The organism is Marispirochaeta aestuarii (genome assembly GCF_002087085.1).
Classification (GTDB): Bacteria; Spirochaetota; Spirochaetia; order JC444; family Marispirochaetaceae; genus Marispirochaeta; species Marispirochaeta aestuarii.
Window position 1 is genome coordinate 274,634 of the sequence record NZ_MWQY01000001.1, and the last position, 19,822, is coordinate 294,455.

Sequence of the window (19,822 nt, forward strand, 5' to 3'; positions counted from 1 at the left end):
GAAACGCAAATTCTGTCCTGTGTATTTCTGCAGAAATCAGCTTTTTGAAGGGAATTCCCATCGTCGAAGAGATCCAGACCCTCAGAGTTACGGATTGGACGGGTATACAGGGGCTCAATTCCGAGGTCAATCCTTATTGACCCTCATACTGCTTAAGTGCGAAACTTTGCGGCGAAAACCCGATGAAGTCTAAAATTGTCATCTTTATTCTGCCCCCTCTGCTGATTGTCCTGCTCATTACCTCCGGTCTGGTGTATCTCAATACCCGGCTGCTGCCGAAGTCTGTAACAGCAATGGCAAACCGGCTCGAAGAACGTACCGGCCTCGTTTTTCATGCGGATTCCATCAGCTATTTCCCTTTCGCCGGCCTGAAGCTCTCCCAGGTCCGTCTTTTTGACGCATATAAGGAGTCTGATGACCCATTTTTTACCGCCCGGCGGATGGATATCGATCTGAACATACTGCTACTGCTTAGCCGGGGAACGGGGGCGGGGAATCTTGTAAAGAGTGTAAATTTTCATGATCCGCGAATCCTTCTGACAATGGATCTTCTCTCCTTCGCGAGGGATAGGCATAATGTACATCAGCCTGAAGGCGGCATGAAAACTCCCGATAACATGTCTGCACCGGCGGATCCCGGGACCCCGGAATCCTCTGCCGGTACAGGTACAGACAGCGGGGAAAAGTCAGTGTCCCGGGTTCCGCCTGAGTTTATCCGCTTCTGGAACATCGGCTCCCGGATAATCGGACACCGGCTCTTTCCAGATCAGCTTTTCCTGTATAACCCGTCTTTTATCTGCACCGGCAAAACTGGAAAAACTGAAATTTTCAACGGTCCCGATGTATTTATCGACCGGGAATCCTCCCCCGGACTGCTTCAGATTACAGCAAAGGATGAGCGAACAGGCTTAAGCGTCAGTCTGAACTTCGAGGAAAAGAAAGCCGAGGGCGATTTCGAGGTTGCTGGTATCGATCTGGAACGCCTTGTTCCTCTCTTCTTCTCTGCAGATGCTCTTCCCCGCATTTCCGGATTTCTCGATGTAAAGAGCAGGTTCCTGAGCCCCGTCCCCGGGCTCATTGAGCTTGAAGGGGCATTAATGGGAAGAAACCTCGCTGTTTCCCACCAGCTCCTGGGGGAAGAGGCTGTTTCAGGGGTCGATCTGGACTACGATTTTAACCTGATCTTTGATCCGGAACCCCCCCTGGCCCCGCCCAGGATTCTTGGAAAAGCAACCCCGTCAAATCCGGCAATCATAGCAGCCATGCAGGAGTCTCATTTGAGGGATCCCTCTTCCGCCTGGGGAGAACTGCGGGTGCGAACAGGGAATCTCAGGGTAAACGGTATTGCCATGGATTTTCTTCCGGCAATACGGGGCATCTTTCCACGAACCTCTGCGCCGGCCCGGCTTGATCTGCGTCTTCATCTGCCGGAAACCGGAGCTGATGCGATTCTCAGGGCGGTGCCCGATGGACTTTCCGGCCCCTTCGAAGGGATGAAGCTCGCCGGAAGTCTCTCCTGGGATCTGGACCTGGAGATTCCCCTGGATATGATTCGGGAGATGAACTGGCGGTCCTCTGTATCCATGGAAGACTTTGCTGTGGATTCAATACCGGCGGAGCTGAACGTCTATAAACTGAAACGATCCTTTGTTCACATACTGGAAGATGGGAGAAATTCCCGAAAGATCAGGGTCCCTGAACCGCGGAGGGTGGGGCTTCAGTGGATGCTGGATAACTCTGAGCTTACGGAAAGACAGATATACCGTCTGCAGAACCGGGAAAAACAGGGGGCTCCGGAACCCGAGGTCTTCGGCGGGGAGGAAGAGGCAGCCGATGTTCCCCTCGACCGGAGTTACCGCTATGTGTACCTGGAGGATATGTCCCGTTGGATTCCCCTGGCGGTTCTGACCTGTGAGGACGGAGACTTCTTTTTTCATGACGGCATAAACTGGCTGACCTTTCGCCACGCAATGGAACGGAATATACTTTCCGGCGGCATCGAAGTGGGGGCCAGTACCCTGACGATGCAGCTTATAAAGAACCTTTTTTTGAGCCGCGACAGGGTTCTTGCCCGCAAGATCCACGAGGCCTTCCTGGTCTACCTTCTGGAAGGGAACGCCCGGGTTTCCAAGGATCGGATTTTAGAGCTTTACATAAATCTGGTGGAGTTCGGTCCGGGAATAATCGGTATTCGCGAGGCGGCGCAATACTATTTCGGAAAGGTGCCTGGTGAAATCAGCGCCCCGGAAGCGGTCTGGCTGGCTTCCATTCTCCCGGCCCCACGCAGCTATCATGGCATGTTTCTTGACGGTGAAGTTCCGGACTACTGGTGGGCACATATGCGGGGTTATTTTGATCTGATGCTGGAAAGAGGTCGCCTCAGCGAGGAAGAATACCAGCGGGCTGTTTCACGGCGTCCCCGATTCAGGAATGGAGACGCCTCATGATCATGAGGCTTTTCGTACAGTTTTTCCGGATAGGCCTCTTTACCATCGGCGGAGGCTACGCCATGGTACCGATTATTGAGCATGAGATTTCCACAACCGCAAAGCTGCTCAGCAAGGCGGAGATAGACCATGTACTGCTTGTAGCCCAGTCGGCACCGGGTCCCATCGCTGTCAATACGGCCTTTTTGATCGGGCGCCACATCGGAGGCTGGAAAGGAGCTGTGGCCACCTGTCTGGGGGTGTCTCTTCCTTCCTTTTTGATAATTCTGTTAATTGCGATCCATCTTTCGGGATTTTTCGAGCTGCCGGAGGTCATGTCCTCCTTCCGGGGAATCCGTGGCGCTGTTGTCGCCCTTATAGCGCTGACCGGGATTCGGGTCGCCCGGCGCACTTTCTCCGTGTTTCTTGTTATCCTCGCGGTAATCTGGTTTCTCCTGCTCATTCTTACCGGAATAAACCCCTACCAGATTGTCGCCCTCTCGGTTGCTGCCGGTCTTGTGCGGGAGTTTCTGCGCAGGAGACGCAAAGGAGGGAAAGCCGGATGACGCTGCTTTCGCTGCTGCTTGCCTTTCTAAAGATCGGTGCTTTCAGTTTCGGCGGCGGATATGCCGCGATCCCCCTCATAGAAGTCGAGGTCGTTCGAGTGCACGGCTGGCTCTCCCCTCACCAGTTTGCCGACCTCATTGCAATCTCTCAGCTGACCCCCGGCCCGATTGCCATTAACTCTGCCACCTTTATCGGATACAGGGTGGCCGGGATTCCGGGTTCAGTCCTTGCAACCCTGGGAGTTCTGCTTATTCCAATCCTTATTGTGATTCTTCTGTGGATTGTCGCGGACCGCTTCTACCATTCCAGCTGGATACAGGGTGCCCTGCTGGGGCTGAAGCCGGCGCTGGTTGCCCTGATTTTTTACAGCGCCTGGTCCATAGGCCGGGTAGCTTTTGATTCTTCAGGACCGATTCTGCTGGCCCTGGGAGCATACGCTGTTCTCCGATTTTCAAGACTGCATCCTGCTTTCATTATTGCGGCTTCGGGGCTTGTGGGGTTTCTGTTTTTGTAATTCAGCGGATTACATACGATCCTTGACAGGAAAGACCCGTAGGGTATTATTGAAGGTAATGACAATTTTCAGTCGCATGCTGACGGAAGGCTCGGTGTTTATCTACCCGGCAGGTCAGGGAGTCAGCAAGGACGAGGTTATACGGCGCCTGTGTAGAGCCGTCGCCGCGGATCTGGGGGGAATGGATGCCGCTCAGGTCGAATCCCTGGTGCAGAAACGGGAGGCCTCCCTATCCACCCGGCTGAGTCCTCTCCTCGCAGTTCCCCACGCCGTTATCCCCCACAGTAAGGACAACAGGATGGCGGTGGCTGTTATTCCGGATGGTCTGGACTGGGACAGTGACCGGGATAATCCGGTTCGTCTCGTGATGTTGCTTGCGGGGGGAAGGGAAAAACACCTCAAGCTCCTCAGTGAAATGGCTGCGGTTCTGCAGAATGAAGAGCTCCTTGATCGCCTCATTTCCGCCCTGAATGCCGCAGAACTTATCTCCATTCTGCGTCAACCGGAGGAAACCCGGGGCAATATATACCATGATCGTCTGGGCATTTCTTCGCTTATTTTCAACGAGGCGGTGAGGATTCGGAATTCCATCGATTCCGCCCGTCTTCTGCTGCATGCCGATGCCATTGAGGATGATGAGTTTATCGAATCCCTTGTGGAGGGAACGGATGCAATTATCGTTACCAGCCGGGAGGGACGTTTCGATTCCCGGCTCACCGATGGAAACAGTCCGATTGTCATGCCCTTCAAAGGAGTCAAGCGTTCCGCCCATGTTCAGTTTACCCTGATGTATCTTCTCAGCCGAAAAGTGCTCAGCCAGACTGATATCATTGTAAATGTCTTCGGGCAGCCTGGTTCCGGTTTTCTTGATTCCCTTCGGCTGACCCGGCTCGAGGATGCGGAGATTCCCTTTTCATCTGCAACCGAAGGTTTCCCGGAGGACCTGGAGATCTCCACCTTCACCCGTGTCCTTCAGGTCGCGACCCAGATCGCCCTGGAGGGAAGGGAGGGGAAACCGGTGGGGACCCTTTTTGTGGTCGGCGATTACGATGGGGTCGTGCAATATACCAGGCAGATGATCGCCAATCCCTTTCATGGTTATCCCCGGGAGGACAGGAATATTCTTGATCCGAGCATTGAAGAGACGGTAAAGGAGTTCGCCCGCATCGACGGTGCCTTTATTATAAACGGTGACGGCACAATTGAATCCGCCGGGACCTATTTGTCCGGCCAGCCGACCGCCGAAGAGATGCATTCAGGCCTTGGCGCCCGGCATGCTGCAGCCCAGGGAATATCCGCCGTCAGTTCCGCTCTTGCTGTGGCAATATCCGAATCGACACGAAAGATAAGCGTCTTCAAATCAGGACGGCTTATTATGGAATTATAAAAAGACCCCGAATATAAGATGTAAGGAGAATGTTGTGAGTAAAAGAATTCTGTTCACCGGCGGTACAGGAAAAGCAGGCAAACACGTGATCCCCTGGCTGATGGAAAAGGGCTATCGTATTCTGAACTTTGATCTGAAAGCCCTTGATACTCCCGGTGTGCATACTCTTATCGGGGATGTAACCGACAGCGGTCAGGTCTTCAATGCCATGACAAGTCATTTCGGTTTTGACGGACTGGAGAAGGGCTCCGCCCCGGGACCGGTGGATGCGGTTGTACACTTTGCGGCGGTACCGCGGATTCTCATCAATACCGATAACGAGACCTACCGGGTCAATGTAATGGGTACCTACAATATTATCGAGGCGGCCATGAAGCTGGGGATCCGCAAGGTAGTAATTGCTTCCAGCGAGACCACGTATGGTGTCTGCTTTGCCGAAGGAGATAAAGATTATCACAGTTTTCCCCTGGATGAGGAGTACGACGTGGATCCCATGGACAGCTACGGACTCTCCAAGGTGGTGAACGAACGTACTGCCCGCGCCTTTGCCGCCAGATTCAAGGCTGATGTCTACGCTCTGCGGATTGGAAACGTGATTGAACCTCACGAGTACAACAGGTTTCCCGGTTTTGTCGCTGACCCGCCCTCCCGCAAGCGTAATGCCTGGAGTTATGTTGATGCCCGGGACCTGGCGCAGATTGTACATCTCTGCCTGGAGAAAGACGGATTGGGCTTTCAGGTTTTTAATGCTGTAAACGACACGATAACCGCGGACATCCCCACGGAGGAGTTTCTCGGCCGCTGGTCTCCCGGAGTCCCCCTGACCCGACCGATTCCCGGAGATGAGGCCCCCCTGTCAAATAAGAAGGCTCGGGAAATCCTGGGTTTCAGGGAGCAGCACAACTGGCGGGAGGAGCTGAAGAAGCTGCCGCATCAGTAGATCTCAATAAGGCCAGCCGTACCGGCAGACCTTTTTCCGTTCTGGAGCTGATGGGAGTCCTCTCCGACCGTTGACATCCTGTCTCCGGTCTTCGAGCCGCCTTCGTTCGCTGCCGCGCACATCCTGTGCGCTCTTCCTCGCACCTGCTCGGCGCTCACTTTGTTTCGACTCCCACCTCTTACAAAAAACAAGAGGCCCGCAAAAGCGGACCTCTTGTTTTTGGAGCTGATGGGAGTCCCTTCCGGTCGGCGGCTTCGTGCCTCCTCCCTCCAGGCCGCCGCGCTCACTGGCGCTAAACATCCTGTTTAGCTTCCGGCCCTTTACGGGCCGCGTTCGCTTGTTTCGACTCCCATCTCTTATAAAAACAACAGGCCCGCAAAAGCGGACCTCTTGTTTTTGGAGCTGATGGGAGTCGAACCCACGACCTGTTGATTGCGAACCAACCGCTCTAGCCGGCTGAGCTACAGCCCCTTCTATTTAAAGCCTTTTATTGTAAACAGTTATCCAGATAATTATAGGAATTATAATATGGATCTTAAAAAAAGTACACTGAAAAATTGAGACGGGCCGGTATTTCGGCAGTATATTTTTACAAGAGGAAAATATGAAAAAGCGATCCACTGTCATGCTGATGAGCTGCGTGCTTGGGATCGTTACCTGCTTCTCCCTTGAGGCTCAGCAGATTTTTTCAGTGGAACTTGACCAACTCCTTACACCCAGGGCCGCGGTGGAATTCCTTTTACAGCCGCAGACAGGGCTTCGCGGATCTTTAGGCGTATCGGTACTCGGTTTTCCCACCGTCTCCTATGGACTTGTAGCTGTGCGCCATATGAGATCTCCGGACAGTAAATTCCAGCTTGATCTGGAAGGCGGTTTACCCGTCGGCTATTTCAACCTGCTGGAAGGGGCCTGTATTGACTGGGACCCCAACATAGACGATCCTTTTGCCGGGTGGCTCTGGGGCGGAGGCATCAGCTGGGGATGGAGAAGCAGACAGCGGCAGTTCTCCCTTTTCACGGGCTGCTCCGCCTGGTGGGAGGTCCAGCGGGATTCCGGCTGGAAAGGTCCCGGCCCGATCTTCCTTGTGTTGCTGCGTTATTCCAGGCTGAAGGGATAGGGCTTTTCAGGCCGCCTGTCTATTTATACCAGGTTACCTTTTTCGTCAAAGCGGAAATCGTAGGGGCCTTCCAGCACCTCCAGGTTCGGGTTTTGTTCTACCTCCATCATAAGGGTTTCAGATACTTCAAACTCTTCCAGGGAGAGGGTGTCCCGGATTCGTACGAGTCGCGCCCGGGTTTTATCCCACAGCAGGCAGGTCTTTATTGCTGCCTGGATTGCCTGACGATCGTTCTTCATAACCAGGGGTATTTTTGATGAAACTGTCACGTTCGAGGTCAGGGAGTTGGGGTAGGATGCGGCGAAATCGAACTTTTCAAAGGCCCGTCGGGTTGTAAAATCCCCGATTCCCAGGCCGCAGCCGTTACCGTGAGAGGCTTCAGTAATATCAAGGATGCTTATCCGGGTTACCGAGGGGCCTCCGCTGCCGAGGCCGGTATGATAGCGGCCCACCACGTTGGGGTCCAGTCCCGCCCCGCTGATTTCTTTACCTATACGGTCGATTATCAGCGCCTCCAGTTCCTTGAAGGGTACCCGGGCAAGGAGTTTCTTGGCCCGTTTTTGAAGCTCCAGTTCTTTCTTCTCTATTTCTTCCCGGGCTACTACATGGATTTCCGCCGTCTCATGCAGACCGTTTTCCAGCATGGCCAGTCCGAACAGAATGGAAGCCTTATCGATTATTGTCCTGGATATTTCCAGAAGCCTGGGTTCCATCTGCTCAAAACCCAGTTCGTGACATATTTCTGCACCCTTCTGTTTTCCAAGACCGATGACGCTCATCTTGATTAGTCCGCTTTCAATTTCGCCGGTAAAGGATGTGTGAACCTTTACGCGGTTTACCAGGATTATTCCGTCGGCTTCGTGGGCATACCTGTCAATATATACCGGAAGGCCCGAGGGAGTCTGCCCGATTTGTACAGTCTCCATGCTCGCTCGTATAGGCGCCCCGGTGTATTCTTCGGTAAAACCAAGGTCCCGGAGGATCTCGATCTGTCCTTCTGCGGTGGCGCCGCCGTGACTCCCCATTGCGGGAATCAGAAACGGTTCGGCTCCGGCTTTTCTCAGCTCTTCCACCAGGGTTTTTACCACCAGGGGCTGATTGACGATTCCCCGGCTGCCCACGGTTATTGCTATGCTTTGTCCCCTCTTGATTTTTGCAAGCGCCTTGCCGGAGGCAAGCTGCTTACGGACTTCGCCGGGAACATCGGATATGGACGGGCCTTCAATGCGGTGGCGCACACGGTACATCCTCGGTAGTGGCATCGGGTCGAGAATTTTGCTTATGGAATCCATAAAATCTCCTGCTTGATGTGGTGAAAAATATGGTATACAAAAGTAATAATATCGTATTCTTGAAAAATACCAGCTGGAATTATATTCGGCATTGAAAGGAACTTCAAGGGCAAAAAGAGCCTTTATTCTGATCCATTTTTCATTGACAGATGTATTATTTGCTCTTAGAATAAAAAATATTATTGGTATACAATGTATTCAAAAAAGTACACAATTCAATTTCCAGTTCCAGGAGGTTCTCATGAAGAAAAGGATTTTTATTGGTTTAGTTGGTGCCTTACTCGTGCTTGCTCTTGCAATGCCGGTATTCGCCGAAGGTGCCAAGGAGGGTGGTGATGCTGCCCCCGAATGGCCTACTCGACCCATCACGGTTATGCTCGGATGGTCCGCAGGTGGAACATCCGATACCACCGCACGTGCCGTAGCTCAGGAAATGTCTGAGTATCTGGGGGTCGAAATCAAGATTACAAATATGGAAGGTGCCAACGGTGGTATCGCGTATCAGAACGTGTATCAGGCCGAAAGTGACGGTTACCGCTGGTTCGGTGGGGCCCAGGTACAGGCGACATATCCCATTACACGGCAGGCCAAGGTGGGCTGGGAAGAGTTCTATCCTTTCCCTGCAGGTATGGGTGCAACTACCATCTATGTACGCACCGATTCCGGGTATGATGATATTACCGATCTTGTGGATGCCATCAAGAGCGGAAACAAGGTGGTAAAATACGGTTCCACCAGCCGCGGCGGTAACGGCTCAATTTTTGGCGAGGTTTTTGCTCAGGCTGCAGGGATCGCTGACAAGGTCCAGGAAGTTCCCTACAACGGCGGCCGCGAAGCAGGACGATACCTCCTGTCCGGCGACGTTGAATACATTTCCGTATCCCTCGGGGATGTTTCCGACTGGGCCGAAGAAGGTAGAATCAAACCAGTTCTTAATCTGTACGACAAAGACTATGTATGGCGAGGTGTAACTTTCCCGACAGTAAACAAGTACTATCCTGAACTGGAAGTCTATATGTCCATCAACCCATACTGGGGAATTGCTGTAAAACGTGATACCCCGGAGGCGGTTATCGAAAAGATGGCTGAGGCTTTTGTGTACGCTGTAAAGCAGGATCGCTTCAAGGCTGCTCTTGAATCCAGAGGTATTATTGTAAATCCCAAAATGGGAGATGCTGCGGACGAGGCGGCAGCAATTGTAGGTGCCGGCCGTGGCTGGGCTCAGTACGACTATGGCATCGTTGATGTAAGCCCTGAAACTCTTGGAATTCCAAGGGTAACTGAATGGGAATGGCCTTACAACGAAACATCAGCCAACATTCGCCCCTGGCCTGCCAAGGCTGAGGAGCTGTATGAAAGCGAGCTGGCCGACTAAGAGGGCGGCACAATAACTTTACTCAGGATTTCTTTCAGAATTATCATCAGAGGCAGCCGTCAGGCTGCCTCTGAATCTGCAAAAAGCAATACCAAGGCACCTTAAGAAAATGGCAGTAAAAAGGGTAGTTTTAAAGGTGACCTGTAATCATACTGTAGCCTAATTAGAGAGAGGCATTAATCATGAAAGATAATCAGCCGAATGAACAGATGAAGCCTTCAGGTCATGAAACACTTTCCGATATCCTGGCGGCCTGTTTTTTTCTTCTGTTCGCGATACTCATGTTTATCGGCGCCACCCAGTTTACCTATAAATCCAATATGGGCTTTATTACATCGGCGGGTTTTACCCCTATGCTTCTGTCCGTACTGGTTTCCGTATTATCGGTTATTCTTATTATTGAGACCTTGAAGAAAAACAAATCTGCGAGTCTAAGTATAAGCGAATGGTTTAAGAATGCCCGTGGGGATGAAGCTGTCAGGCGGTCTGTTGCTCTGATCGTAATGACCGGGATCTATATTGTCCTGGTGGGCGTGGTTAATTTTATTCTTATTACCTTCGTTTTCTTGTTTGTGATCTACTATTACCTGCAGGTTGGAAGACTCTGGCGCGTTCTGTTATACAGTGCCATGAATACGGTACTTATCGCCTATATAGTCCCAACCGTATATCAGATGCCGTTACCCTAAGCAGGATTTCAAATTGTTATGAAGAATACGACATTATGTAACCCTAGGGAGGTTGGCTAGATGGATTGGGGCATACTTATACAGGAGTGGACGATGCTGCCGAGCATGGCCCTCTCCGTTCTTACAAACCCGCAAACCCTTATGGGGCTTGTCCTCGGTGGTCTGCTGGGAATAATCGGCGGAATCCTGCCGGGAATCTCTGCGGTCATGTCCATGACCCTTATGCTCGGCTTCGTGTTCAAGATGCCTGTGGACGCCGGAATCGGGCTTCTTGTGGGGATCTATACCGGGGCGATTTACGGCGGAAGTATTACGGCTATTCTTCTGAATATGCCCGGGACACCCGCTGCTGCGGCAACCGTTCTTGACGGACACGCCATGGCAAGAAACGGAAAATCCCGCGAGGCCGTAGGGCTTGCAACCTGGTCGAGTTTCTTTGGAGAAATCGGCGGAGAACTGGGCACCTTTATTCTGCTGCCCTTCATTGCCGTGGTAGCCTTGAAGCTCGGGGACTGGGAAATCTTTCTTGTATCCCTGATCGGACTAACCCTTGCCGGTGCACTTGGTGCCAAGAATCCTGTGAAGGGATGGATTGCGGCTTTCGCCGGCTTTCTGGTTGTAATGATCGGTACAGACCCCATCTGGGGTGTCTTCCGCTATGGTTATACTCCGGCCCTGATGCGGGGAGTAAAATTCCTGCCTGTTCTTATCGGTCTCTTCGGTATCGCCGAAGTTTTCTGGGTTCTGCGCGACAGGGTTCCATACCAGTTGACCGAGAAGCCTGGACGCATGATTGCCAGGGTTCGGGATTTCAAGGGAAACATCAGAACAATCTTCAGATCCATAATGATAGGAATTGGGGTCGGAATAGTACCCGGGGTTGGTGAGTCTGTGGCTCCCTGGCTGGCCTACGACATGGCCCAGAGAAAATCGAAGGACGGCAGCAAGTTCGGCACCGGTATTCCCGAGGGAGTCATCGCTCCGGAGGTCGCGAACAACGCCACCTCCGGCGGGGCCTTGATTCCCATGCTGGTTCTGGGTATTCCCGGAAGCGGTCCTACAGCCGTTATGCTCGCAGCGCTGTTCATGTACGGTATCCGGCCGGGTCCCATGCTCATTATCGAATTCCCCGGATTCATCGCGAAGGTTATCTTTCTTTTCTGGGTTTCAGCGGTGATATTCCGGCTCTTGTCCTGGCTGCTGTCCAAATATTTTATCGGACTCCTGTCGGTCCGGCGGGAGGTTATACTTCCGGTTGCAGTGGGACTCGGAATAATCGGCGCCTGGGGCGTTGGGTTCAATACCTTTGATGTTCTGGTCATGTTTATCTTCGGCGTCGTCGGATATGTAATGCGCCTGAGAAGCTTTCCCCTGGCACCCATGGTCCTGGGAGTTATGATAGGCACCGTGGCTGACCAGTCCCTGCGCCGCGCTCTCGTTACCTATTCCGGTAACATCCCCGGTATGTTTATGCGGCCCTTCGGCCTGGTGCTGCTCATCGCATTTATCATCATCATCTACAGTCAGATGAAGTTCCGCAAGAAACTGAAGATTCAGGATGAGTAGGATTTCGGAGTAAAACAGTACGGGGGATCTGTCAGATCCCCCGTATGAAATATGCCTGGTGTATGATAAAGTGCCAGGCATACGGATCGTGACATACTATATGCTGGAGCCCCTTGACTTATGGTATCCAATTGGTATACAAATATTTTACAAGGCGGGTCAACCTGAAAAATGACAAAAAATGAGATCTTGAATGATCTGCGGGAAAAAATACTGACTGAAGTCTATGAGCAGGGGGAATCCCTGATCGAGCGGGAGTTGTGTGAATTTTATGAAATCAGCAGAACTCCCATACGGGAGATCCTCTGGCGCCTGGTGCTCGAAGGCATTGTAGAGCAGAAACCCTCCCGGGGGTTTTTTGTCCGCAAATTGGGCTGGGAGCAGATCTTTGACATTTTTCAGGCCCGTGAAGCTATTGAAGGCATGGCTGTACGGCTGACCTGCCAGCGCGGCGATGTTCAGATATTCGAAAGGTTAACGGCACTGCGAAAAAGACTGTTCAGCCTGGACGATACAAATATGGCGGAAGAGGGGCCGAAAGCGGGCCGGCTGTTTCATGAGACGGTCATGGAAGGCTCCTCAAACGCGCTTTTAAAGGAAATCTATCAGAAAGTCAGCTATATGGCGAAAATGACGAGCAATATTGCGCGGCATTCTGTATCAATAGAAACTCTTTCCAGGGATTATCATGTCTCTATCATTGATTCTATTCTCTCCGGTGATCCCGATAAAAGTGAATCCCTCATGCGGGAGCATCTGCGAACTACATGCAGAGGAATACTTGATACGTTTTATCCCCAGGTCTTTGTTCCCCGGGGCAGTAATGGAAAAAGCAGAAAAGAAATTGAAAATCGGTAATTGAAAGCTGTACAGCAGGATTCTGTAGAGGCTTTACAATATATCAGGAGGAGCAAAAATGGCAGTAAAGGAACTGCGGGAAGGTAAAAAAATTATTGGAACAATGGTCAGGATGATGAGAAATCCTGCTGTTGCACAGATTGCGAAACACGCCGGGCTCGATTTTATCATGTTTGATATGGAACACGGCCCTCTCTCCATTGAATCCTTTTCCGATGTGGCAAAGGTGGCCCGGTCCGTGGGGCTGGGAATTTTTGTACGTATACCGGAATTATCCAAGGGATATGTTTCCCGCCTCATGGACGCCGGTGCCGATGGAATCATGTGCCCCATGCTGAGTACTGAAGAAGAAGCGAAGACCCTTGTAAAGTATTCCCGTTATGCTCCCGTCGGAGGCCGGGGATTCGGAAGCAATGGTGTTTTCACCTCTTTCGGGGGAGTCAAGACTGACGTGCCGACCTTCATGAAGGAACAGAACCAGGCAACCCTGGCTATCGCCCAGATCGAGACCAAGGAAGCAGTGGAAAACATCGACAAGATTGCGGCTGTGGACGGCATCGATGTTCTTCTCATCGGCCCCAACGACCTGGCAATTTCTCTCGGTGTTCCCGGAGATACAATGTGCGAGACCAACCAGGCCGCTATCGCCAAGGTCGTCGCTGCCGCCAAGAAACATAACAAGTACTTTGCTCTCCATGCAGGCGGGGCGCTCTTCGACAAGTGGCTTCCGGATATGGATATGGTAATGAATGATCTGGATATCAATATTCTCAGCAGCGGTTTTGCCGCTATTGCCAAGAAAGTAAAAGGGTAAGGAGCATATAATGGCTGCATACAAGGTTTTAATCCCGCAGGACATTATGGAAGAAGGCAAAGCCTATCTTCGGGATAAAGGCTATGAGATAAAAATGGGCAGCGGTATCACCGTGGAAGATATCGTTAAGGATGTTGCTGACTGTGATGCCATTCTTGCCAGGACTGCACCTTTTCCCGCAGAGGTGCTGGAAGCAGGTAAAAAACTCAAGGTTATCGGACGCCACGGTGTCGGCGTGGATAATATTGACGTTAAAAAAGCCGAGGAGATGGGAATCTGGGTGACAAACGCACCGGAATCCAATTCGAACACCGTTGCCGAGCACGCTCTTGGTCTCATTATAGCTCTTGCCCACAACATCGTACGAAGCGACAAGGCCTTCAGGGCGGGAGATTTCGAAATCAGAAACCGGGTAAAGGGAAGCGACCTGGAAGGCAAGGTCCTTGGTGTTCTGGGCATGGGAAAGATCGGTCGTCTTGTGGCGCAAAAAGCCTACCACGGACTTGGCATGAAGGTCTTCGGATATGATCCATATCTTAAGGCTGATGAGTTTCCTCAGTGGGTTACAAAGGTCGATGATTGGGATGAGATCTTCAGGTCCTCCGATTATCTGACAATCCATATTCCCGCCACCCCCAAGACCAAGAACTCCATAGGTGCAAAGGAGTTCGGTCTGATGAAAAAGAGCGCCTGCATAATCAATGCTGCCAGGGGTGAGGTCGTTGATGAACCTGCCCTTGTAGAGGCTCTGAAAAAGGGCGAGATTGCCGGCGCCGGTCTTGATGTGTTTGCCGAAGAGCCGCCTGTCAAGGACCATCCCTTCTTCAGTATGGATAATGTCGTCGTGACTCCCCATAACGCTGCACTCACAACCGAGTGTATGATCAGAATGGCTACTCACGCGGCCCAGGGAATCGATGAAGCCCTCAACGGGAAAAAGCCGACCTGGCCGGTTAACAACCCTTCGAATCCCAGATAATACGGTAATCCGGGGGACTTCCTTCGGGGAGTCCCATATTGAAAACAGGGGAGGGTTTTCCGAACCTGTTTTTTTTGTTACCCTACAAGAGATTAATTTTACAGGAGTTATTTTATGGACTATCGAAAAACAGCAGAAGGCCTGCTCAAGGAGTTCAAGGGCGATAATTATCTCTATGGCAGAGATGTCCTTGGAGACGTGGGTAAGGTAGCCGCTGCTGTTGGTAAAACAGCAGTATTCGTTTGCGACAAATTCCCCGGAAGTGACGAGCATATTGAAAAAATACGCAAGTCCCTGACGGATGCGGGCGTGACCATCGCAAAGGAAGAGGCAGGAGCAGGACCCAACGCACCCCGTGAAGACCTCAGCAGGATCACCAGGGCCATAGTTGACGCCAACCCCGACGTGCTCGTAAGTTTCGGCGGCGGAAGCACGATTGACGCAGTAAAATCCGCAGAGGTTCTGCGCACCCTCGGCGGGGATATCGAAGACTATTTCGGAACCGGACAGGTGACTGCCGTAGTGGAAAAGAGCGGAAAAAAGCTTACCCCCCACATCGCCATTCAGACTGCTGCAAGCTCCGGTGCGCATCTGACAAAGTACTCAAACATCACCGACCTTAAAACCGGTCAGAAAAAGCTGGTTGTTGATGAAGCCATCGTTCCCCAGTTTCCTGTTTTTGATTTTTCCGTTACCTATGGCGCTCCCAAGAGCCTGATTATGGACGGAGCACTGGACGGAATTGCCCACTGTCTTGAAGTACTGTATGGTGCAGTCGGAAACCCGAACTACGATAAGGTCGAAAAGATTGCCGAGGCCGGTATCGGGCTGGTAGTCGAAAATCTTCCCAGAGTTATCGATAATCCCGATGACCTCGATGCCCGGGACGCCCTGTGTCTCGCCACTGATATGGGCGGATACGCCATCATGGTCGGTGGAACCAACGGTGCTCACCTGACCAGCTTCTCCCTTATCGACATCCTGAGCCATGGCCGGGCCTGTGCCATGATGAATCCCTACTACACCGTATTCTTTGCCCCGGCCATCGAAAAATCCCTGAAGCTCGTTGGCGGTATCTATGAAAAGGCCGGCCTGCTCAAGGGCGATCTTTTTTCCCTTACCGGCCGCGACCTCGGGGTAGCGGTAGCAGAAGCAATGCTCGAGCTTTCCCGGAAGATCGGTTTCCCTGTAAAGCTGTCTGAGGTTGAAGGTTTTACCCAGGCCCATATCGACCGCTGTCTTACCGCGGCCAAAAACCCGCAGCTGAAGATGAAGCTTGAGAACATGCCGACCCCGATGACTGCAGATCAGATCGACGTCTATATGGGATCCGTTCTTGAAGCAGCAAAGACCGGAGATTTCTCGGTTATAAAAAACCTGTAAACTCCAGGATGAGCGATTATTCCCGGCCTGCCGCCCTCAGCGTGGCAGGCCTTTTTTTTGATGGTATGATATAATCCTCCCCGTGAATATTCTATTTATCGCACCCTATCTGGATCTTGTTAAAACTGCCGGAGAGACCCTGAAGGATTCCCCGTACCAGGTTAAAGTCCTTTTGGGGGATTTGGAAAAGGGGCTTCAGATCGCCCACGATGAACTTGTCCGCAGTCAGGTTGATGTAATAGTGAGCCGCGGAGGGACCGCCTCACTTTTACGGCAGAACCTTCAGATTCCGGTTTTTGAGATCGACGTTACAGCTTTTGACCTGCTGCGGGTGGTTTACCCATACGTAAAGAGGGGCAGCAAAGTCGCTGTTGTAGGCTATGAGAATGTAGTCAGCGGCGCACGGAGTCTTGCGGAAATCCTCGGGGTGGAACTTGGGTATTTTCTGGTCCAGCACCGGGAAAAAATCGACAGCGTGCTCGATAGGGTCAAGAACTGGGGTGCGGATATTCTGATCGGCGATACCGTATCGATAACGACGGCCCAGGGCAGAAATATCAATTGCGAGCTGGTGCGTTCCGGACCGGAGGCCATAAGGGCCACGGTCGAAGCCGCCGCCAGGTTTTATGACCATATGCACGAAGGCATTGTCCGCAGCAACAGGCTGCATACGATTCTGGAGCATACCGACAAAGGGGTTATCTACCTCGACTCGGAAGATACCATTGAAATTATAAACTCAAAGGCGGAAAAGATCCTCGGAGTCAGCCGGTACAGGCTGACCGGAACGAAGATAAGCTCAGATTTAATACCCGGCCAGATCGGCGAATCAGTTCACGGCAAGAACAGGAACCGTCTTATACAGATCGACGGCAAGGATTTTTTACTGGAGGTCTCGGCAGTCCGGGTGGATGGGATCCGGGAGGCGACGCTGCTGTTTCTCCAGAGTACGGGATACTACCATGATATGGAAGGAATGATACGACAGCAGCTGACGAGCAGAGGACTTATTGCGAATGATACCTTTGACTCCATAGTAGCCCGCAGCAAGATCATGTTAAAGACCGTTGAACGCGCCAGACGTTTCAGCAGAACAGACTCCACGGTCCTGCTCCTGGGAGAAACAGGCTGCGGAAAAGAAATTTTCGCCCAGAGCATTCACAATGCCTCTCCCCGTAGTGACGGGCCTTTTATCGGAGTCAACTGTGCAGCTTTACCGGACAGTCTCCTGGAAAGTGAACTCTTTGGTTACGCGGAAGGTGCCTTTACCGGCGCACGTAAGGGAGGAAAGCCGGGGCTTTTTGAACTGGCCCATAAGGGTACTATATTTCTGGACGAAGTGAATGATATGAGCAATGCCGTTCAGGCCCGCTTTCTGCGGGTCCTTCAGGAAAAGAAGCTTATGCGAATCGGGGACAACAAGATTTTTGATATAGATATCAGGATTATCGCTGCGAGCAACAAGGATCTGCTGGAGGAAGCTGAAGCGGGAAGGTTCCGAAAGGATCTCTATTACCGGCTCAAAATCCTGGATATTGAGATTCCGCCCCTCCGCAAACGGGCTGAGGATATAGTACCCCTTTTCGCGGCCTTCTATTCAACAGCGAAAAACAGGAACTCCGTTCCCGTGGACTGTATATCCGACAAACTCTATGAAGTGATGATCCAGTATCCATGGCCGGGTAACGTGAGACAACTGCGCAATTTTGCCGAAAAAGTCGCTGTTCTGACCTCCCTGGAGGAGGAGCGGGAAGAAGTCTATCTTGATCTGATTGATGAGCTGAAGTCAGAGCATTCCATAAAAACATATTCCGCCGCGAAAAGTACCGACGGCGAGGCAAAAACTCTGCGGGAGATCGAGGAGGAGATTATCCGGCAACGCTGGGAATTGAACGACCGAAACGTTTCCCGTACAGCCAGGGAGCTGGGAATCGACCGTGTCACCCTTCGCAAGAAACTGGCCTTGAAATAAGGCGGGATACGGCTGTACCCCGCCTGAAGCCAGACCTTCACCGGACTTTCTACAGGTAACCTGTAATGCGCGGAAGAAAGAGAACCATATCCGGCAAGTAGGTGATCATAAGAAGTACGACAATCTCTATTCCGATAAACGGCATTGCGGCCCTGGCGATCTTTTCAAAGCGAACTCCGGCAATGGGGGCTGCTGTAAACAGGCAGACACCCAGGGGGGGGGTTGTCAATCCAATATTCAGGTTGACCAGCATGATCAGCGCAAAGTGCAGTGAATTGATTCCGTACAGCTGGGCAATCGGAAGGAGAATCGGTGCCAGAAGAATTACATTGGCTCCGGTTTCAAGGATCATGCCCATAAACAGCAGAAATACATTGATGATCAGCAGGAACATATACTTGTTCGTGGTCAGGTTCACCATGAACTCCGCCAGAGCCTCGGGTATCTTTTCAATGGTAAGCACAGTTGAAAAGAGGGTCGCCGTGGTGATTATAAGAAGAATTACTCCGGAGGTTATGGCGCTTTTGCCGAAGCTGGCGATGATGTCTTTTAACGAAAGGTTTCTGAAAACAAAAACGCCGACAATAAGCGCGTATGCACAGGCAACGGCAGCTGCTTCCGTCGGGGTAAAGACACCGGAGAGAATACCGCCTACGATAATCAGGGGGCACAGGAGCCCCAGCAGGGAGTTCTTTGTAGTTACGTATAATTCCCGTGCGGGCATTCTGGTTTTACGGCGGGGATGCTTGTATTTCAAGGCGAACAGCAGTGCGACGAGCATCAGGCCAAGACCGATGAGGAGACCGGGAACAAAACCACCGATAAAGAGGGCTCCCACGGACTCCATTGTTGCCGTGGCGTAGATTACCACAATAATGCTGGGCGGGATTATAGGGCCGATGATTGAAGAAGTTGTTGTCACTGCGGCTGCGTACTCGGGAGAATAGCCCTCTTTTTTCATGGCGGGTATAAGAAGAGAGCCGATAGCAGCGGTATCCGCGACTGCCGCCCCGGTAAGTCCTGCAAAGAAGATACTGGTTACTATGTTGACCTGGGCCAGAGCACCAGGGATTCGACCAACCAGGGCTTTGGCAAAGCTTACCAGATCGTCTGTTATCCGTGTACGGTTCATCAGTTCCCCGGCAAGAACGAAAAAGGGTATTGCCAGGAGTACATAGTTATCCGTACCTGTGTATAATTTCTGACCGATAACCGCGAGGGGGATGTTGCCGAAAAAGAGAAAGTATATAAGTGACGAGATTCCCAGTACGAAGGCGATGGGAACATTCAGAAGCATAAGTATGATAAAGGATGAAAAAACCAGTGCCATCTATTCACTCTCCTCCGGGAAGAATTGGGATATCATATGCGATAAAGCATGGATTATCATAAAGGCAAATCCCAGGGGAATGTTCATTTTAACCCAGAGCATGGAATAGGGGATTACGTCGCCTGTCTGATTTGCAGCCTGAAGTGCAACGATATACGAAGAATAGAGACAGATGGCCATGAAAATAAGGACCGTGATATCTGTGATAATCGCAACAGCCCGTTTGAGTACCGGTGGAAACAGATCAACAACAAGTTCAATTCCTATGTGTTCCTTGCGTTTGAATCCTACGCTGGCGCTTAACATCGCGAGACCCACCAGAAGCCAGCGGGCAAGCTCCTCGCTCCAGGGAAAGGGGCGTACTATATTCAGTCCCAGGTGTGCCTGAAGGGTGAACCCGGTTCGAAGAAGGACACCGGAAAAAACAATAAGAAAAACCGAAACCCCATAAACGATGCTGATGGTAATTCCAATCTTCTCGCATAGTTCGCTCATTTTTTTAAAGAGTACCTGAACGGCTTTTACTGCTTGTAAACTGCCCATACAATGTCCTTAAAAGTTGAATATCCGACCGCACCGGAGGAGGCCCGGTGCGGTCGGATGATGAAATTGT

General features: G+C 51.6%; 17 protein-coding genes and 1 tRNA gene. 14 read left to right on the forward strand and 4 right to left on the reverse strand.

Annotated elements, in window-relative coordinates; translation table 11 throughout:
- Nucleotides 1-182 precede the first annotated feature (182 nt).
- From B4O97_RS01250 to B4O97_RS01270, 5 genes are read left to right on the forward strand one after another with little or no spacing between them, the layout of a single operon-like run.
- Nucleotides 183-2,447 carry a biosynthetic peptidoglycan transglycosylase gene (locus tag B4O97_RS01250; RefSeq protein ID WP_083047515.1) on the forward strand — a complete coding sequence of 755 codons (2,265 nt, stop codon included), beginning with the start codon at nt 183-185 and terminating at the stop codon, nt 2,445-2,447.
- Nucleotides 2,444-2,992 carry a chromate transporter gene (locus B4O97_RS01255; protein ID WP_083047517.1) on the forward strand — a complete coding sequence of 183 codons (549 nt, stop codon included), beginning with the start codon at nt 2,444-2,446 and terminating at the stop codon, nt 2,990-2,992. Before B4O97_RS01250 ends, B4O97_RS01255 begins: the two co-directional genes overlap by 4 nt.
- Nucleotides 2,989-3,507, forward strand: a complete 519-nt coding sequence (locus tag B4O97_RS01260; RefSeq protein ID WP_083047519.1) for a chromate transporter — start codon at nt 2,989-2,991, stop codon at nt 3,505-3,507. Before B4O97_RS01255 ends, B4O97_RS01260 begins: the two co-directional genes overlap by 4 nt.
- A 58-nt stretch (nt 3,508-3,565) precedes the next feature.
- Nucleotides 3,566-4,894 (forward strand): PTS sugar transporter subunit IIA, encoded by a 1,329-nt coding sequence (locus B4O97_RS01265; RefSeq protein WP_083047521.1) that lies wholly within the window; start codon nt 3,566-3,568, stop codon nt 4,892-4,894.
- 34 nt (nt 4,895-4,928) lie between these two features.
- Nucleotides 4,929-5,834 carry an NAD-dependent epimerase/dehydratase family protein gene (locus B4O97_RS01270; protein ID WP_083047523.1) on the forward strand — a complete coding sequence of 302 codons (906 nt, stop codon included), beginning with the start codon at nt 4,929-4,931 and terminating at the stop codon, nt 5,832-5,834.
- Between the two features lie 397 nt (nt 5,835-6,231).
- On the opposite strand, the gene B4O97_RS01280 is transcribed toward B4O97_RS01270, so the two are convergent.
- Nucleotides 6,232-6,305, reverse strand: a tRNA-Ala gene (locus B4O97_RS01280).
- 133 nt (nt 6,306-6,438) lie between these two features.
- Between B4O97_RS01280 and B4O97_RS01285 the strand changes: the two genes are divergently transcribed.
- On the forward strand, nt 6,439-6,951 hold the full coding sequence (locus tag B4O97_RS01285; protein WP_083047527.1) for a hypothetical protein: 513 nt from the start codon (nt 6,439-6,441) through the stop codon (nt 6,949-6,951).
- A 23-nt stretch (nt 6,952-6,974) separates the two neighbouring features.
- Here B4O97_RS01285 and B4O97_RS01290 read toward each other — a convergent pair whose 3' ends face one another.
- Nucleotides 6,975-8,243 (reverse strand): nickel pincer cofactor-dependent isomerase, group 22, encoded by a 1,269-nt coding sequence (locus tag B4O97_RS01290; protein WP_083047529.1) that lies wholly within the window; start codon nt 8,241-8,243, stop codon nt 6,975-6,977.
- 241 nt (nt 8,244-8,484) lie between these two features.
- On the opposite strand from B4O97_RS01290, the gene B4O97_RS01295 reads away from it, so the two are divergent.
- From B4O97_RS01295 to B4O97_RS01330, 8 genes are all read left to right on the forward strand, one after another.
- Nucleotides 8,485-9,618, forward strand: a complete 1,134-nt coding sequence (locus B4O97_RS01295; RefSeq protein WP_083047531.1) for a tripartite tricarboxylate transporter substrate binding protein — start codon at nt 8,485-8,487, stop codon at nt 9,616-9,618.
- A 182-nt stretch (nt 9,619-9,800) separates the two neighbouring features.
- Complete coding sequence (locus B4O97_RS01300; protein ID WP_083047532.1) at nt 9,801-10,307, forward strand: tripartite tricarboxylate transporter TctB family protein; 507 nt, start codon at nt 9,801-9,803, stop codon at nt 10,305-10,307.
- Nucleotides 10,308-10,367: 60 nt separating this feature from the next.
- The gene (locus B4O97_RS01305) at nt 10,368-11,873 is read left to right on the forward strand and encodes a tripartite tricarboxylate transporter permease (RefSeq protein ID WP_083047534.1); all 1,506 of its coding nucleotides are present in this window, start codon (nt 10,368-10,370) and stop codon (nt 11,871-11,873) included.
- A 171-nt stretch (nt 11,874-12,044) separates the two neighbouring features.
- Nucleotides 12,045-12,731, forward strand: a complete 687-nt coding sequence (locus B4O97_RS01310) for a GntR family transcriptional regulator (protein ID WP_083047536.1) — start codon at nt 12,045-12,047, stop codon at nt 12,729-12,731.
- Nucleotides 12,732-12,789: 58 nt separating this feature from the next.
- Entirely contained in the window at nt 12,790-13,545 is a 756-nt protein-coding gene (locus B4O97_RS01315) for an HpcH/HpaI aldolase family protein (RefSeq protein WP_083047538.1), read from the forward strand.
- 10 nt (nt 13,546-13,555) lie between these two features.
- Complete coding sequence (locus B4O97_RS01320) at nt 13,556-14,524, forward strand: hydroxyacid dehydrogenase (RefSeq protein ID WP_083047540.1); 969 nt, start codon at nt 13,556-13,558, stop codon at nt 14,522-14,524.
- Between the two features lie 114 nt (nt 14,525-14,638).
- A complete protein-coding gene (locus B4O97_RS01325; RefSeq protein ID WP_083047542.1) occupies nt 14,639-15,907 on the forward strand; it encodes an iron-containing alcohol dehydrogenase in 1,269 nt (422 codons plus the stop codon).
- An 82-nt stretch (nt 15,908-15,989) separates the two neighbouring features.
- A complete protein-coding gene (locus B4O97_RS01330) occupies nt 15,990-17,879 on the forward strand; it encodes a sigma 54-interacting transcriptional regulator (protein ID WP_083047544.1) in 1,890 nt (629 codons plus the stop codon).
- 49 nt (nt 17,880-17,928) lie between these two features.
- Here B4O97_RS01330 and B4O97_RS01335 read toward each other — a convergent pair whose 3' ends face one another.
- Entirely contained in the window at nt 17,929-19,209 is a 1,281-nt protein-coding gene (locus B4O97_RS01335) for a TRAP transporter large permease (RefSeq protein ID WP_083047546.1), read from the reverse strand.
- On the reverse strand, nt 19,210-19,752 hold the full coding sequence (locus B4O97_RS01340; protein WP_083047548.1) for a TRAP transporter small permease: 543 nt from the start codon (nt 19,750-19,752) through the stop codon (nt 19,210-19,212). It lies immediately after the preceding gene.
- Between the last annotated feature and the right edge of the window lie 70 nt (nt 19,753-19,822).